This is a genomic window from Mycoavidus sp. SF9855 (assembly GCF_024582735.1).
Taxonomy (GTDB): domain Bacteria; phylum Pseudomonadota; class Gammaproteobacteria; order Burkholderiales; family Burkholderiaceae; genus Mycoavidus.
In genome coordinates this window covers 736,085-751,702 of the sequence record NZ_CP102085.1, presented here as the reverse complement: position 1 = coordinate 751,702, position 15,618 = coordinate 736,085, and the positions used below count along the sequence as shown (strand labels likewise).

The 15,618-nt window shown below is 47.0% G+C and carries 15 protein-coding genes; 8 read left to right on the top strand and 7 right to left on the bottom strand.

Annotated features, from left to right (window positions below):
* The first annotated feature begins 70 nt into the window (after positions 1–70).
* Complete coding sequence (locus NQD60_RS03240) at positions 71–706, top strand: hypothetical protein (RefSeq protein ID WP_257101041.1); 636 nt, start codon at positions 71–73, stop codon at positions 704–706.
* On the top strand, positions 703–1,242 hold the full coding sequence (locus NQD60_RS03235) for a hypothetical protein (RefSeq protein ID WP_257101040.1): 540 nt from the start codon (positions 703–705) through the stop codon (positions 1,240–1,242). Before NQD60_RS03240 ends, NQD60_RS03235 begins: the two co-directional genes overlap by 4 nt.
* Before the next feature lie 792 nt (positions 1,243–2,034).
* Here NQD60_RS03235 and ldcA read toward each other — a convergent pair.
* Both ldcA and tadA read right to left on the bottom strand, forming a co-directional pair.
* A complete protein-coding gene (ldcA, locus tag NQD60_RS03230) occupies positions 2,035–2,967 on the bottom strand; it encodes a muramoyltetrapeptide carboxypeptidase (protein ID WP_257101039.1) in 933 nt (310 codons plus the stop codon).
* Complete coding sequence (gene tadA / locus NQD60_RS03225; RefSeq protein WP_257101038.1) at positions 2,964–3,461, bottom strand: tRNA adenosine(34) deaminase TadA; 498 nt, start codon at positions 3,459–3,461, stop codon at positions 2,964–2,966. The genes ldcA and tadA overlap by 4 nt, the downstream gene beginning before the upstream one ends.
* Positions 3,462–4,168: 707 nt before the next feature.
* Here tadA and NQD60_RS03220 point away from each other — a divergent pair.
* Both NQD60_RS03220 and NQD60_RS03215 read left to right on the top strand, forming a co-directional pair.
* Positions 4,169–5,254, top strand: a complete 1,086-nt coding sequence (locus NQD60_RS03220) for an ABC transporter substrate-binding protein (protein ID WP_257101037.1) — start codon at positions 4,169–4,171, stop codon at positions 5,252–5,254.
* 188 nt (positions 5,255–5,442) lie between these two features.
* Positions 5,443–6,219 carry a class I SAM-dependent methyltransferase gene (locus NQD60_RS03215; RefSeq protein WP_257101036.1) on the top strand — a complete coding sequence of 259 codons (777 nt, stop codon included), beginning with the start codon at positions 5,443–5,445 and terminating at the stop codon, positions 6,217–6,219.
* A gap of 310 nt (positions 6,220–6,529) precedes the next feature.
* Here NQD60_RS03215 and NQD60_RS03210 read toward each other — a convergent pair whose 3' ends face one another.
* A complete protein-coding gene (locus NQD60_RS03210) occupies positions 6,530–7,789 on the bottom strand; it encodes a 2-hydroxycarboxylate transporter family protein (RefSeq protein WP_257101035.1) in 1,260 nt (419 codons plus the stop codon).
* A gap of 428 nt (positions 7,790–8,217) precedes the next feature.
* Between NQD60_RS03210 and NQD60_RS03205 the strand changes: the two genes are divergently transcribed.
* The 4 genes from NQD60_RS03205 to NQD60_RS03190 all read left to right on the top strand — a co-directional run bounded on the left by NQD60_RS03205 (position 8,218) and on the right by NQD60_RS03190 (position 11,490).
* Entirely contained in the window at positions 8,218–9,168 is a 951-nt protein-coding gene (locus NQD60_RS03205) for a LysR family transcriptional regulator (protein WP_257101034.1), read from the top strand.
* A gap of 110 nt (positions 9,169–9,278) precedes the next feature.
* Positions 9,279–10,334, top strand: a complete 1,056-nt coding sequence (locus NQD60_RS03200) for an ABC transporter substrate-binding protein (RefSeq protein ID WP_257101250.1) — start codon at positions 9,279–9,281, stop codon at positions 10,332–10,334.
* Between the two features lie 192 nt (positions 10,335–10,526).
* Positions 10,527–11,060: a hypothetical protein gene (locus tag NQD60_RS03195; RefSeq protein WP_257101033.1), complete on the top strand. Its 534-nt coding sequence runs from the start codon at positions 10,527–10,529 to the stop codon at positions 11,058–11,060.
* Positions 11,061–11,211: 151 nt separating this feature from the next.
* The gene (locus NQD60_RS03190) at positions 11,212–11,490 is read left to right on the top strand and encodes a hypothetical protein (RefSeq protein ID WP_257101032.1); all 279 of its coding nucleotides are present in this window, start codon (positions 11,212–11,214) and stop codon (positions 11,488–11,490) included.
* 146 nt (positions 11,491–11,636) lie between these two features.
* Here NQD60_RS03190 and guaA read toward each other — a convergent pair whose 3' ends face one another.
* From guaA to NQD60_RS03170, 4 genes are all read right to left on the bottom strand, one after another.
* Entirely contained in the window at positions 11,637–13,220 is a 1,584-nt protein-coding gene (gene guaA / locus NQD60_RS03185) for a glutamine-hydrolyzing GMP synthase (protein ID WP_257101031.1), read from the bottom strand.
* Positions 13,221–13,226: 6 nt separating this feature from the next.
* A complete protein-coding gene (guaB, locus tag NQD60_RS03180; RefSeq protein WP_223694147.1) occupies positions 13,227–14,687 on the bottom strand; it encodes an IMP dehydrogenase in 1,461 nt (486 codons plus the stop codon).
* A 90-nt stretch (positions 14,688–14,777) separates the two neighbouring features.
* On the bottom strand, positions 14,778–15,095 hold the full coding sequence (locus NQD60_RS03175; protein ID WP_257101030.1) for an RnfH family protein: 318 nt from the start codon (positions 15,093–15,095) through the stop codon (positions 14,778–14,780).
* A complete protein-coding gene (locus NQD60_RS03170) occupies positions 15,085–15,519 on the bottom strand; it encodes a type II toxin-antitoxin system RatA family toxin (RefSeq protein ID WP_223694142.1) in 435 nt (144 codons plus the stop codon). The genes NQD60_RS03175 and NQD60_RS03170 overlap by 11 nt, the downstream gene beginning before the upstream one ends.
* Positions 15,520–15,618 lie beyond the last annotated feature (99 nt).

Below are 15,618 nucleotides of genomic sequence, written 5' to 3'. Positions count from 1 at the left end.
TAACCCAAGAGTGGTAAAAAAGTAATACGTTGACTCACATCATTGGTAACCGAAGAAAGGACGGTTATCGATGATGAAAAAGCATGAGAAGCAAGCGTATTTGGAAGCGATACGAAAGCGCTACCGAAAAGCCAAGCGATGTGACAAAAGCAAGATATTGGACGAATTTTGTGCGGTGTGCGGCTACCATCGCAAATATGCGCTGCGGCGCTTAAACGAGCCGAAAAAACAAGCTACCAGAAAAAAGCCAGGCAAGCCATCGCGCTACGATTGCGCCAAGGTGATGGTGCCGTTACGCGCCATTTGGCTTGCTACCGATCAAATGGCCTCCAAACGCCTAAAAGTTGCCATACCGCTCTGGCTACCGCACTATGAGGCTATGCGTGGTGAGATGGCTAATGAGGCACGTCACAAGCTTCTGGCTATGTCATCTGCTACGATCGATCGCTTGCTTGCACCGGTACGAGCTCAAACAGGCAAACGAGGTTTATCAGGTACAAAACCAGGAACCTTGCTTAAAAATAAAATCCCTTTGCAAGGCTGTCATTGGGATATATCACAGCCGGGTTTTATCGAGGCCGATACGGTGGCACATTGCGGCCCAGGCTTAGCAGGGGATTTTGTCTGGAGCCTAACCATGACTGCCTTTACTCCGGGTGGACCGAATGTCGTGCTACCTGGGGCAAAGGCGCTAAGGGTGTCATGAAGCAAATTCAAGCTGTGCAGAAAGCGTTACCCTTTGTGGTGCAGGGGTTTGATTGTGATAATGGCTCCGAATTCTTAAACTGGCATCTACTACGCTATTTCCAGAACCATCCACAGCCAATCCAATTTACCCGTTCTCGCCCTTATCACTCAAATGATAATGCGCATGTTGAGCAAAAAAAAAGGGCTTGTGTCCGTCAGCTTTTTGGCTATGAGCGCTTTGCCAATCCCGAACTCGTTACCATGATGAATGACCTGTATACCAATGAATTCAGCTTGCTCAATAATTTCTTTTGCCCAACCATGAAGCTCTTTGAGAAAAAGCGAGTCGGTGCAAAAATTATCAAAAAATATGCAAAACCAGAAACCCCTGTTCAACGTTTATTGGCACATCCAGCCATCAACTCTCAACAAAAGACAGCTCTGAAAAACATCTACAATAATCTTAACCCTTTCGTTTTGCGTTCTACTATTCAGAAAAAACTTAACGCTATTTTTAAAACTTGTTCGGTAACCTATGTTATGAGGCAACGTTAGTCCCCTTCGGTAACCTTTTTTAATGAGGCAACGTGCTATCACGGTGAACTGGTGCCGACGGCCTCCTAATATCGCTGCAATGATTCTCACCCAAACACCCCCATTCGCGTCGCACTACGCACTACATTGTGGGAAGGGGCATAAATGTGGGGGAAATGATGTCGGCGCGAATAACGTTAACATCACCCCTACCGTTTACAAGTGAAATTCGTTACATCGCGCGAGCAAGCTGCTCCGCCGATCTTGACGAAGCGAGCCGACCAAACGGCGCAGCGTTGCGCAGTGGTTGCCCCAGGTTATTGAGAAGTTACGAAAATTTCCGCTAAGCCAAGGATTTTTAAGGAAACATCACACAATGTTCGTTGATCGTCTACGCGATCCAAAAGCGGACTGGTGCCGGGGACCGGACTCGAACCGGCAAGCCTTTAGGCGGCGGATTTTCTTCACACTACGTCTTTAAACGCCAGCGTTGCCGCTGTTTGTGCGCTGGACTATGCCTTCACCCTAGCGCTAATGCGCAGTAGGTGCCCTCCGTCTAGTCTCTACACCTTCTTTTTGCACCGATACTGCCCGGCTACAAAAAGCTTGGCTCGGCGTTGCCTCGGCGCGTGCGCCAGGGGGTTCACCGAATTTGAAGGGTTCTACGCTGACCGTTTCCAGCCAGGCACTCAAATTTTAAGTCCGCTATGTTTACCAAATTTCATCACCCCGGCAAGGAGTGAGTCGCGGATTTTACCATTGCTGCGATCGCTGTGCTCTAATAATTAGAAAAAATAATCCGCTTGACACACTTTAATTTCTCATTAGGTGCGGATAGCCGTCCACCGTCAGCGTAAAACCCTGCTCATCTGCGACTAGCTGTGCATTTGCACCAACCGGCAGCGTGACAAGTTTATCGCAGTGTCCAAACGGCAAACCTGTCACAATTGGGATGCCAATCACTGCGCGCATCTGCTCGACCATCGCCAACAAGTCATAGCCATTATCATGAGGAGCAAGCCGAATCCCACTAAAATCGCCCAACACAAGCGCGCGCTGACGAGCCAGCACACCAGCAAAATGTAACTGATAAATCATTCGCTCCAACCGAAACGGATGTTCGTTGACATCTTCAATAAACAATATGCCGTTCTCTATTTGCGGTAGATAAGGCGTGCCAATCAACGACGCAATAATCGCCAGATTACCGCCCCATAGCGTACCGCTTACTGCAACCGACTGCGCCTGACGCACGTTGCTATTTAAATGGATTTGCGGAGATTCAAGTGCTTGCCAAAAATGATGCAGAGTAAATTCATCTATTGTTTCAGCGCCAAAGTGACTGCATAAAGTCGGGCCGCCAAATGTCACTAATCCAGCCTGAGCCAGCAACGCCATCTGGATTGCCGTAAAATCACTATGCCCAACAAAGGCTGTCGGCCTACCCTTAAAGCAACGCCGCAACCCTGCATAATCCAGTCTGGGTAAAATCCGTGTGGCGCCATACCCCCCTCGTACCGCAAGCACAATATCCGGGCGCGCACACGCCGGGTCAACCAGCCGATTAAAATCAGCAGCCCGTTCATCATCTGTGCCGGCGAAACGCTGGCAATGCCGCTGCGCCGCCTCTTCATTGTCAATTTGACAGCCATATACACGCAAACGCTCAAGGCCACGCTCTACCGTATTCGCCTCCAACGGATAGCCAGAGGGTGCGACCAACGTCAGATTATAATTTTTGCTCATGATTTTGATAGTCGCGCATCCCGTAATGCGCGGCGCTTATCCGCAAAAAAACCACTCAATAATTGCGCGCATTCCGTACTCTGTACGCCCCCGCTAATTTGCGTATGGTGATTCAGTTGCGGATTAGAAAATGCATTGAATACACTCCCACCTACCCCTGTTTTAGGATCGTATGCGCCAAACACCACGCGCGCAATCCGCGCATGCATCATGGCCCCCGCGCACATCAGGCAAGGCTCAAGTGTGACATAGAGTTCACACCCAGGTAATCGGTAATTGCCAAGCATATGAGCTGCTGTGCGTAGCGCATTCATCTCAGCATGGGCAGATGGATCATGTTTGCTGATAGGTTGATTAAACCCTGTCGCAATCACTTGGTTATCTCGTACCACCACCGCTCCCACTGGCACTTCACCTGCGGCTTGCGCTTCGCGTGCCGCGGCTAGAGCCAGCGCCATAAAATGCGTATCTCGTTCGGTGTCAGGCACCCTCATCGCAAGCTCCTGCGTTACAGTCTCTTTCTCTGTATGTCATCGAAAGCAGTAATGATACCAGCCAAGGCGGCGGCCTTGACTGCAAAAACTAAGGTACCACGTACCCTAGAAGAAATAAAAAACCTAAAATTCTTCCGGCAAATAAGCGCAGTTGCTAAAATTTAGTCAATCCGAGCATAGCCTTGTCCCGCCTGCCTTTGAGAAAGATATGAGACACTTTTCAACGTAGTTATGCACAGTATCTGTGGATATCTCTGGGCTATCTTGCCTTTTATAAGGACACATCTTATGTTCCCAAAGGTCATCAGATTATCTTGGCACGCTATAAATCATAGTACTCATAGAATGTTCTGGCTTTTTCTCTCTACTGAACCGGACCGGAAAATTCATGGAACAGTTCGAAGGCACCGATAATAATGTCAAGTCTCTAACGCTGGACTATTGACTCGTTGTAAGGCTATTTGAACCACCATGGCGGACTATGATGGTGCTTATTGAGCAGCGCCAAATAAACATGCGTGCTTTCCCGTTTGTAAATCTAAGCCTATTATTGCAATAAAGTTAACACTACCTAAATCAAGCTCATTCCAACTTATCCGGATAATCTGAGAAAGGGACTGCATATCAACGCTTCATATTGGTCCAAGCACCAGGAAGCAACGATTGAACGATTTAACCATTGGCTACTAAACTGACGAACCATGACTATGGATAATCATCGACCTCACCTTATTAACCGCCGAACAGCCATTAAAATCGCAGTGTTTGGAGCGGTGGCTGCCATCGCTCCATTCGTTTTAACGCGCTCCCGGACTGCCCTGAAGCAAATCATCGTGCGCGATGCGGGGGGAATTTATAGCCAGATATATAAAGACATACTCTATCAACCCTTCACGCAAAAGACTGGCATTCAAGTGATCAGTGCTACGTCAGGATACGAACCTACTACAGAAATCCGAACGATGGTTGAAACCCAAAGTTATCTATGGGATATGGCCGTGATTAGCCAATCCACCATCATGTCTTTGACAAATGGCAAGGTTTATTTGGAGCGTCATGAACTTGAGCATGACTCGGTTGTCTCATCGATTTTGCCACAGTTTATGTCGCCTTACGGCGTAGGAACGAATGTTTCTACAACCGTGCTTGCGTATCGAACGGATGTCTTTAAAGGGCGTCGAGCGCCACAATCATGGCAGGATCTATGGGATGTGGAGCATTTCCCTGGTCGCCGTAGTTTGCGCAAACATCCTTTTGGCACTATCGAAGCAGCACTGATGGCTGATCATGTACCAACGAACAAGGTCTACCCTTGCGATCTCGAGAGGGGGTTTCGCAGTCTCAACAAAATTAAACCACACGTCGCTCTCTGGTGGACGCATGGGGCGCAGGTCGAACAACTGCTGAAGTCTGGCGAGGTCAGCTTGATACCCACTTATATTTCTCGCGCGCAGGCAGCGATAGACGCTGGTGCACCGGTCGCAATAACGTGGGAGCAGCATATCTACGGATGCGAGAGTTGGACGATTTTGAAGGGAACACCGAATGCTGATGCCTGCCGCCAGTTCATCCTATTTGCCTCAGAGCCAAAACAACAGGCGCTTCTTGCGCAGCATGCGATTGGACCGACTCAGCCTTACGAGCTATTAAAAAAACTGATCGACCCAGAACGGGCCAAGCTACTGCAAACTTACCCGGATAATCTTAAACGGGGCTTATATATTGATGCTTCGTACTGGCTTAAGAATAAAGAAACTGTTATTGAACGCTTTAATCAGTGGATGATAAGTTGATTAGATGTATTAGTTGGATGCAACTCAAAATATCCTGCTTTAGAAATTATTCGTTTAATTTAGGTATTTCCTTGCCGCGCCCTCGATCTGCTGCCAGAATCGATCAACTAGCAACGCGGTAGCCATCTTTGGGTGCTAACGTTGCGTAGGCCTCCTACTCTTGTTGGATTAAAGTTCGGTGAATTTTTATGCAAGAAAAAAAGCTTAGCCCCACTACGAGATTTAGTGACACTGTCGAGCATTACGCGAAATATCGCCCTACTTACCCGGTGTCTGTGATTGATCTTCTCAAAAAAGAAGGACAGCTTAAACCTGGCGCGGTAGTCGCAGATATTGGCTCAGGCACCGGTATATTCGCAAAACTTCTGCTTGATCATCAATACAAAGTATTGGGTATTGAACCTAATGCGCAGATGAGAGAAAAAGCAGAACAGCAATTGGCTGGTTATGCAAACTTTATGAGCGTCAATGCCACTGCTGAAGCGACCGATTTGAGTAGCCATAGCGTGGACAGCATTACCGCCGCGACAGCATTTCATTGGTTCGATAAAGAGAAGGTAAAAAAGGAATTTAACCGCATTCTTAAGCCAGGCGGCTTGTGCATGCTGATTTGGAATGTGCGGCTGCTTGAAGCATCGCCGTTGATGGCACAATATGAAGAACTCTTAAATCAGTATGGCGCTGACTATAAAGAGGTCAATGCTAACAAGATAGATGAAGAGAAAATTCAACAATTTTTTACGCCAATAAGCGTTAATCTTGCTGCGTTTGCCCACCAACAAAGATTGGATAAGAATGGTTTTTTAGGGCGCCTATTGTCTACCTCTTACACACCAAAATCAGGACAGCCCAATTATGAAGCCATGATGCAAGCGGCAAGCCATCTTTTTGAGGCACATCAAAAAGATGGCTGTGTTGAGTTTATTTACAGCACAAAATGCTATTACGGACATTGCGGAAAATAAGACTGATAAAAAATAGCGAACAGTCTCGGCAGGACTCGAACTCGCCCCATCTATAAAATATAAGGGTTTTCGGGCATATGCTGACAAAATGTTGTCACTCTTAAAACATTCCATAAATTTAAGATGATTCGTCAACTATAGCCCCCTGCCCTTCTCCCCTGGAAGGATTTCTCTATCAAATAGGCCGTCAAGAAAAATGGAGCACGTCCCATAAATCAGGTTACTAACAGCTTTAGATTTACCACCGCCATTAGATGGCAGCTTTTTTATTCCCTCGCTCTTATTCTCATCACAAGCAGCTATTCAGTATTTAGGCAGTTAATCCTAACAAAACAATTGCGCCAGTGATAGTGAGCGCACCTCCTAGGCGAGTCGCTATTTGCGCGAATGGCATCAGCTCCAAACGGCGGGCTGAGGTCAGTATCGCCACATCGCCAATACCTCCCATCCCACTGTGACAGGCATTAATAATCGCGCTCTCGATGGGATATAAACCGACCCATTTGCCCACAAAAAACCCGACCGTAGTCAGGGTAAAAACCGTGACCGCAATAGTAACGACATTAGCCAAAGTAAAAGCAGCCATTAAGTCGTTCCACGAAGTGGTAGTGATGCCTATAGCAAAAAGCAAGGGATAGGTCACTGCTGTCGAGAAAAAATTACAAACCGTGCGAGCACCATCTTCCAGCTTGGGTGAAATCGCATAAGTTAGCTTGGCAAGCACAGCGAGAAATAACATACCTACTGGAGCAGGTAAACCGGTCAGCTTGTGCACGAGTATGCCCAATATATAAAAAGAGATGGCAATCATGCCGGCGGTGGCAATGTGCTCTACCGTAACTGTAGGAGCCTTGGCGGGTCTTGCAGGAGAATCCTCATCAGCAGCATATAAGTGGCCTTGGCCGGTATAGTGAGGACGGCGCTTACCAAGCCGATTAAGCAAGCTCGCGCAAATAATCGCCATCAAATTGCCAAGCACAATAGCGGGTACGATTTGGGCGAATAGCTGATTTTGTGGCAGGTCGAGAATGTCAGCATAGCCAAGGGTGAGAGGGATCGCCCCTTCGCCAATGCCACCAGCCATAATGGGGATGATGAGATAGAAAAAGGTATGGTGAGCGCTTAATCCAAAGGCTAGCCCGGTAAGCGTACCTGCAATAGTTGCTAGCACAGACCCGGCAGCAAGAGGGATAAAGATTTTAACAATGCCTGTAATCAATGTCCGACGATCCACGCTAAGGATGCTGCCAACGATCACACAGGCAATGAAGAGATATAGGATTTTGGTCGATTGCCAGAAATCGTTAATTGATCCCACCAATTCGTTAGGTAAAAGCTTGTAATGAACCAAGCAGGCGGGGAGAAAAATTGTCACGATGACAGGGCCGCCCATCTGGCGTAGGCCTGGGATACGCGCTCCCAATTCGGCGCAGGTAAAGCCGAATACGGTAAGGAGCGCGAACATGATTGAGATATCGCCAGAGATTTTTCCAAGGGCTAAAAAGATGCCCAAACAAATAAGAATAACGCTATAAACCGGCAATGGGATAATGCCGATGTGCAGATTCATTAGTTTCTGCCATTGAAGGCAACCAAACTGGAAGCGAAACATACCAGTTTTATGTCCCTGTAGAAAATATCGCCACTTTTTATGGACTAAAACGCTGCTATCAACAGAAGGGATACTCATTTTTTTACGTCTCCTAGCTCGAGTCTATTCATCGCACACGCGCTACCGGAGGCTGCCAGAGAATGTTTTTTAAATAGTATCAATCAAGGCAAACCCAATAAAAGCAACGACATTTTTATAAATGTCGCTTACAAGCAGCGAGAACCATTAAATCATGTTGCATCAAAAATACATTTACCTCTGATGAACTGATTTCGATGCTAGTATCCTTGGCAAAGAATATTCATAACAATAACGATAATGGCTTTTTATCGTTCGTTATTTACCGAAAATTGATGTCCTATATACACATAATTGGGCGGGTGTTCATGAAGACAGTTAATCAGCGCAAGGAAATTAAGCAGAGTTGGTTGGACTCCTTTCATGAAGTGATGAAGTCCCACTCAGTCACGGCTGCGGCTAATAATGTAAGCGCCGTTCCGTCAGTGGTGTCAGAGCGCATCAAACGTTTGGAAGAGGCGCTTGGAGAAAAACTATTCGAGCGTTGCGCACGTAACGGTATGAAGCCGAATGACGCGGCTGAGATCGTAGATGAATATTATCTGGGATGTCGTACGCTGCGCGATTATATGGACACCTGCTTGCAAGAACGACGCGATATGAAACGCGGAAAAATTTGTATTGTTTTGCCTAGCGTATATATTGATGTATTGATGGAGGATGTATTAAATGAATTTTGCTTAACATACCCTCGTTTAAACATGCATATTGAAGAGATAAATCCTTCTCCTCAAATCATAACCAATATTCTTGAAGATATTTCACAGATAGGCATAGTCAATAATTACTCTCAATTTCATTCAAATATTCGCTGTTATGCGCGAGCTCCAATTCCTGTATGCCTGTTGGTGAGTAAAAGCCATCCATTGGCCGATAAGCGGAGGATAACTTTCTCAGAAACCATGCGCTATCCGCTTGCACTGCCACCTACTTCATTTAACGTATGGCAAATGATTCGAGAAGCAGAACGCTCAAGCCCACAAAAAATGGAGTGGACTCCATCATTTATAAGTAACTCTGTTTCTGCTCGGAAACAATTTGTCATTACCGGCCAAGGTGGGACATTACTTTCAACTTTTGCAGCCCGCCGTGAAATCGAGACCGGCCAACTCATCGCGCTTGAAATTTATCACCCAGCTTTTACCTCTGTGGAATCTTGTTTAATCGTTAGACAGGGTAGACCACTTTCACCAGCCACCAATCAATTGCTTCGGCTAATTGTGGCGAAATCGTCCATTTTCTCGCGCAATTTATCTTAAAACACGCTGTTTTTCCTTCCTGGATATAGTGCACCATGGATACTAAAAATCAGCCTGAAAACCCAGGCCGCCGCGGCGTCATCAAGACTGCTCTAGGAGTTGGCGTTGCTATGTATTCGCCCTTTGTATGGACTCGCTCTCGGGTAGCTCCGCAACAAATAGTCATTCGAGACCCAGGTGGGGTCCTATCGCGACTATACAAAAAGGTGCTCTATGAGCCCTTCACGCGCAAGACAGGTATTAAAGTAATCAATGTTTGGTCAGATGCGGAACCCACTGCATATATTAGGACGATGGTCGAAACGAAAAGCCAATCTTGGGATATGGCGAGTCTGAGCCATAGAGCTATTTTGTATCTGACAACGGGCAAGAATATTTACTTGAAAAAGCATGGGCTGGAGAGCGACCCAATTGTTTCGGGGATTGCGCCACAGTTCATATCGCCTTACGGCGTGGGGACAAATGTATATACCACTGTGCTGACATATCGCAAGGATATTTTTAAAAATCGACAAGCACCGCTGTCGTGGCGGGATCTATGGGACGTAGATAATTTCCCTGGTCGCCGTGGTCTACGTAAGCTCCCTTTTGACACTATTGAACAAGCGTTAATGGCAGATGGGGTAACTCCCAGCGAAGTCTACACGTGTGATCTCGAACGCGCATTTCGTAGCCTTGATAAAATCAAGCCACACATTGCTGTCTGGTGGACAAGCGGGCCTCAAATTGAACAGATACTGAACTCTGGCGAAGTAGATTTGATGCCGGCTTTGATTTCTAAATTGCAAGCGGCTACTAGTGCTGGTGCCCCATTCGCCTTTTCATGGGACCAGCATATTTATGGATATGATAATTGGGCAATTTTCGAGGAAACCCGTAACGCTGATGCATGCCGCGAGTTCATCAAATTCGCGTCGCATCCGGAGCGACAGGCACTCCTTGCTCCGGATGCAATTGGACCGACACATCCTGGTGCGTTCAATCATATTGCCCCACAGCAGGCTAAGCTTCTCCAAACTTATCCAAACAATCTTAAAAAAGGCTTGTTTATTGACGCTTCGTACTGGCTTAAGAACCAGAGCACAACCATCGAACGCTTCAATGAATGGATGCTAAGCGACAAAAAGCATGCCCCCTTGGGTTTAATTCCTCTTAGATATTCATAGCTGTTGATGTTTCGCCGCGAGCATCGTTGGTATTCAAGAAAATGGCATTGTAGTACGTCATTCTCTGCTAATAGGGCCTAGAGGTGGAATGAAGCTAGAAACTATTGGGATGGTAATCGCCTAGTATCAGGAAAAGCATTCGGGCCTGCCGGTCGGTCGGTTCACCCATAAACCGAAGCATTGAGAGTAATAATGATCACGTTTACTGAGACCTATGATTCTGTAAGAGAAATGAAATATTGGTTCCAGGATAAATATGAAAAATGGCTAATTTTGGGATCTAATCATGAAGCTGTTAATGAATGCTATTCGCTTGAATCTGATTCAAATGAACTAGCTTTTGGACTTGGTATAGCAGTTACAGGAACAGGCATAACGCCTAAAATATTGCTGATCGAAAATTATCAAACTGTGTATATAGGATTTGATTCTTACATAGCAGCAGTCTCCACTATTCAATCATCTTCAACGATTGAAAATCGATTGTTTCGGCTAGATGGAGTCTTTTTTGACCTGCTTCTATTGGAAAATGGAAATCTTTGCATTATTCATGAAATAGGTGCGCAAGTTGTTACGAGAGACTTAACAGGAATATGGAGTGTTGGCACAGACATTGTCTCAGATTGGGTTATTAATGATGAACAGGGGATACTTTCGCTGACCGAAATGGACACAGGGAAAGTTATAAATATTTCAATCTCGACAGGTGCTATTTTGCCACCTTGATATTTTTGTAAAAAATATAACATCCAGAACTAAATTTTATGTAGATGAAATTAATTCGCGAAAGCTTTTATGTTGGCGGAGTTAAGCAGATTGTTGTGCCAGATGCTTCGATAATTTATGGTATAAAAATACTTGCTGTGAGACCGCCAAAATGACTCAAACTGAAAACATAAAATTGACTTTAACCAAAATGTTAGACTTGATTAAATTAAGTGATGCTAAAGACTGGGAAGGGATCATCGAGCCATTCAGTTATGAGATTCTCGATACACCCAATGAAACCAAGCGAGAAATCCTGTCACTATATAGAGGTATGGGAGCATTAAATGATCTCACCCTTCATAAAGATGGATATCCTTTGAAAAAGGAAAATGAGGAATTTTCTTTTTTCAAAAGACAACTATTTGATTTGTGCCTCAAAGATTTGTAATTAACAGCCATTGGGGATCAACGGAACATTTATGGGCAGTCCCCCATAAACCCGTACATTGTGCCAACAGATGCAAAAAGCCCGCAGTAATGCGGGCTTAGAGGATTTCTCGTGCATCTAGGTAACAGCTGTTACCGGACGCTGGGTCACTCCCATTCAATAGTCGCAGGCGGCTTTCCTGAAATATCATAGACCACACGATTAATGCCACGCACTTCATTAATGATCCGGTTCGAGATCTGGCCTAGCAACTCATGCGGCAGATGAGCCCAATGTGCGGTCATAAAGTCTTGTGTTTGCACCGCGCGCAGCGCAACCACATACTCATAGGTGCGCGCATCGCCCATAACGCCCACGCTTTTAACCGGCAGAAAAACCGCAAACGCCTGGCTGGTAAGCTCATACCACGACTTGCCTGTGTGCGGATCGATCGTATTGCGTAACGCATCGATAAAGATCGCATCGGCACGGGCCAGCAAAGCAGCATATTCGCGCTTAACTTCGCCTAGAATCCGCACCCCTAAGCCTGGGCCTGGGAACGGATGACGATACACCATCGCAGCCGGCAAACCTAGTTCGATGCCTAATTCGCGCACTTCATCTTTGAACAGTTCACGTAAAGGTTCAAGCAACTTTAAATGCAAAGTTTCTGGTAAGCCACCTACATTGTGATGACTTTTAATTTTAGCGGCACCTGGCTTATTGCTGCCGGCCGATTCGATAACATCTGGATAGATTGTACCTTGCGCAAGCCATTTCGCATCGACCAACTTGCGTGCTTCGTGCTGGAATACCTCAACAAACTCCGCGCCAATAATTTTGCGCTTTTGCTCTGGGTCAGCCACACCGGCAAGCTTCTCAAGGAAGGGTCCGCTTGCATCGACATGGATAACATTCACCCCTAGATGGTTAGCGAAAGTTTCCATGACCTGCTCTGCTTCATTAAGCCGCAGTAACCCATGATCCACAAACACGCAAGTCAGTTGCGGACCAATTGCCTTATGCAGCAAAGCTGCCGCAACCGAGGAATCTACGCCACCTGAAATGGCTAAAATCACCCGCTCGTTGCCGACCTGCTGACGAATCGATTTGACGGCTTCATCAACATAGTCGCCCATAATCCAATCTGCGCGCGCGCCACATACCTCATGCACAAAACGTGTCAGAAGAGCCTTACCCTGTAGTGTATGGGTAACTTCTGGATGAAACTGAACGCCGTAAAAGCGCCTTGCGTCATCTGCCATAGCTGCAACTGGACACGCATCCGTCGACGCAATCAGCGTAAAGCCAGGTGGCACTGCACTCACTTTATCGCCATGGCTCATCCAGACTTTAAGCACGCTCTGGCCCGCATCCGTATGAAAATCTTCAATTCCGTGCAGGAATTTTGCATGACCATGGGCTAAGATTTCGGCGTAACCAAATTCACCCACATGGCCATGCTCAACCTTGCCACCCAGTTGCTCGGCCATGGTCTGCATACCATAGCAAATCCCCAGCACGGGTACGCCAAGCTCAAACACAACTTGTGGTGCGCGCGGCGTATCAGCACCCGTCACTGAATTTGGACCACCCGATAAAATAATGCCCTTCGGGGCAAAATCACGAATGAAAGCCTCATTCACATCAGAAGGGTAAATCTCAGCACATACATGGGCCTCACGCACACGGCGGGCGATCAGCTGAGTAAACTGTGAACCAAAGTCAAGGATTAAAATTTTGTCATGCATCTGCATTTATTCCACGTGATAGTTCGGGGCTTCTTTCATAATCTGTACATCATGCACATGCGACTCACGAATGCCAGCCGAAGTAATTTCAACAAAACCAGCCTGTTCGTGCATTTCTTCAATAGTGCGGCAGCCACAATAGCCCATACTTGCGCGTACGCCACCCACGAGCTGATATAAAATGGCGCTCACGCTCCCTTTATATGCAACGCGGCCCTCAATGCCTTCCGGCACAAGTTTATCGATATTGACCGAATTGTCCTGAAAATAACGATCGGCGGCGCCATCTTTCATGGCTCCCACCGAACCCATGCCGCGATAAGATTTATAGGAACGGCCCTGATATAGAAACTCTTCGCCTGGCGCTTCTTCAGTACCGGCGAACATACTTCCCATCATGACACTGTGCGCCCCCGCTGCTAACGCCTTGGAAACATCTCCCGAATAACGCACTCCGCCATCGGCAATCACCGGCACGCCGGTACCCGCCAGCGCTGCAGACACATTCGCAATCGCAGAAATCTGCGGCACCCCAACCCCGGCAATAATCCGGGTCGTGCAAATTGAGCCTGGTCCGATGCCCACTTTGACGCCGTCGGCGCCATATTCAACCAAAGCACGCGCCGCATCGGCCGTGGCAATATTGCCACCCACCACTTCAATTTGCGGAAAATGCTTTTTAACCCACTGCACGCGTTCAAGCACGCCTAGGCTATGGCCATGAGCCGTATCCACCACAATCACATCCACGCCTGCTTGCACCAACAACTCAATGCGCTCGTCGTTTTCTGGGCCAACCCCAACGGCGGCGCCAACCCGGAGCTTGCCCTGCTCATCCTTGCATGCATCTGGATGTTCAGTCGCTTTCAAGATGTCTTTAACGGTCATTAAGCCGCGCAATTCAAACGTATCATTCACCACCAATACCCGCTCAAGCCGATGGCAATGCATCAACTCTTTAGCTTTAGCAAGCGGCGTTCCTTCCGGCACCGTGATCAAACGCTCTCGAGGGGTCATGATGGCGCGCACAGGTTCATCCAACCGCGTTTCAAAACGCAAATCACGATTAGTTACAATGCCAATGAGTTGCTTGCCTTCAACGACAGGGAAGCCGGAAATACCATGCTGCTGCGACAACGCAATGGCATCGCGCACTTTGAGATGAGGCGGCACCGTGATCGGATCACGCACAATGCCAGACTCGAAGCGCTTAACCTTGGCCACTTCACGGGCTTGTTCAGCCGCTAGCAAATTTTTGTGAATGATACCAATCCCGCCTAGCTGAGCCATAGCAATGGCAAGCCGGCCTTCGGTCACGGTGTCCATGGCCGCGGATACAAGCGGCATGTTTAGCGTGATGCGGCGGGTGAATTTGGTTTTAAGGGAGGTTTCTCGTGGCAGTACATTGGAAAATGCGGGCACGAGTAATACGTCGTCAAAGGTCAGTGCTTTTTGGAGGAGGCGCATAAGATATCCTGGAGGCGCAAAAACGGATTATACGCGATTCTTCAGCGCTAACCTAGCGCCTGCCAGGCATTGATTTAATATTTTTCCGATTTATGCGTGCCATCTACGACCCTCAGGTCGTCCCATGCGCCCTTTTTCCACACGCCGTTGCCGCGCAAGCTTGGGGTCTACTTTTAAAGGCCGGTAAATTTCAACTCGATCATCTGCCGCCAAGACGGTCTCTAATGATTTAAGTTTGCCCCATATCCCCACCGCCTGCGTTGCTAAATCAAGCTCTGGATAGAGTTGCAAAATACCCGATGCAATAATGGATTGATGCACTGTCGCATCTGCTGGCAGTGTCATTTTCAGCACTGTTTGCCGCTCCGGCAAAGCATAACAAACTTCGATTTCAATCTTAGCAAGCATATTTGGTTTGTGCGCGCTTCACAAAAGATTCAACAAAAGTGTTCGCAATATGATGGAACACGGGTCCTATGAGTTTACCTAAGATCATACTTGCAAATTCATAGTGCAATGAAAATTCGACCTTACACGCGTCAGCACGTAACGGCGTAAAGCACCAGTAGCCAGTGAATTTTTTAAACGGACCATCCGCAAATACCATATCGATGCGGTTTGGCCGCTGTTGGGTATTACGGGTTGTAAAATGTAGCTTGATCCCTTTGAATGTAATATCAATCTTGGCTTTCATCTCGGTGGGGTTTTGTTCAAAAATCTCAACCCCTCCACACCATGGTAGGAAATTTGGATAATCGGCAACATCGTTGACAAGATCGAACATTTGTTCGGCCGCGTAGCGGACCAAAACGGTTTTTTGAACATCCGGCATAAGGTTTAGGTAAAAAGGATGCGCAGTTTGCGCAAAATCGACAGCATAAGGTAAGCGGCTTTGTTAGAATGATTATTTTAGCCGAAGTATACGTTCTCT

What these genes read in the sequence shown, in the direction of transcription:
- NQD60_RS03240 (WP_257101041.1), top strand. Translation starts at nt 71, where the DNA reads ATGATGAAAAAGCATGAGAAGCAAGCGTATTTGGAAGCGATACGAAAG.
- NQD60_RS03235 (WP_257101040.1), top strand. Translation starts at nt 703, where the DNA reads ATGAAGCAAATTCAAGCTGTGCAGAAAGCGTTACCCTTTGTGGTGCAG.
- ldcA (WP_257101039.1), bottom strand. Translation starts at nt 2,967, where the DNA reads ATGAGCAAAAATTATAATCTGACGTTGGTCGCACCCTCTGGCTATCCG.
- tadA (WP_257101038.1), bottom strand. Translation starts at nt 3,461, where the DNA reads ATGAGGGTGCCTGACACCGAACGAGATACGCATTTTATGGCGCTGGCT.
- NQD60_RS03220 (WP_257101037.1), top strand. Translation starts at nt 4,169, where the DNA reads ATGGATAATCATCGACCTCACCTTATTAACCGCCGAACAGCCATTAAA.
- NQD60_RS03215 (WP_257101036.1), top strand. Translation starts at nt 5,443, where the DNA reads ATGCAAGAAAAAAAGCTTAGCCCCACTACGAGATTTAGTGACACTGTC.
- NQD60_RS03210 (WP_257101035.1), bottom strand. Translation starts at nt 7,789, where the DNA reads ATGAATCTGCACATCGGCATTATCCCATTGCCGGTTTATAGCGTTATT.
- NQD60_RS03205 (WP_257101034.1), top strand. Translation starts at nt 8,218, where the DNA reads ATGAAGACAGTTAATCAGCGCAAGGAAATTAAGCAGAGTTGGTTGGAC.
- NQD60_RS03200 (WP_257101250.1), top strand. Translation starts at nt 9,279, where the DNA reads ATGTATTCGCCCTTTGTATGGACTCGCTCTCGGGTAGCTCCGCAACAA.
- NQD60_RS03195 (WP_257101033.1), top strand. Translation starts at nt 10,527, where the DNA reads ATGATCACGTTTACTGAGACCTATGATTCTGTAAGAGAAATGAAATAT.
- NQD60_RS03190 (WP_257101032.1), top strand. Translation starts at nt 11,212, where the DNA reads ATGACTCAAACTGAAAACATAAAATTGACTTTAACCAAAATGTTAGAC.
- guaA (WP_257101031.1), bottom strand. Translation starts at nt 13,220, where the DNA reads ATGCATGACAAAATTTTAATCCTTGACTTTGGTTCACAGTTTACTCAG.
- guaB (WP_223694147.1), bottom strand. Translation starts at nt 14,687, where the DNA reads ATGCGCCTCCTCCAAAAAGCACTGACCTTTGACGACGTATTACTCGTG.
- NQD60_RS03175 (WP_257101030.1), bottom strand. Translation starts at nt 15,095, where the DNA reads ATGCTTGCTAAGATTGAAATCGAAGTTTGTTATGCTTTGCCGGAGCGG.
- NQD60_RS03170 (WP_223694142.1), bottom strand. Translation starts at nt 15,519, where the DNA reads ATGCCGGATGTTCAAAAAACCGTTTTGGTCCGCTACGCGGCCGAACAA.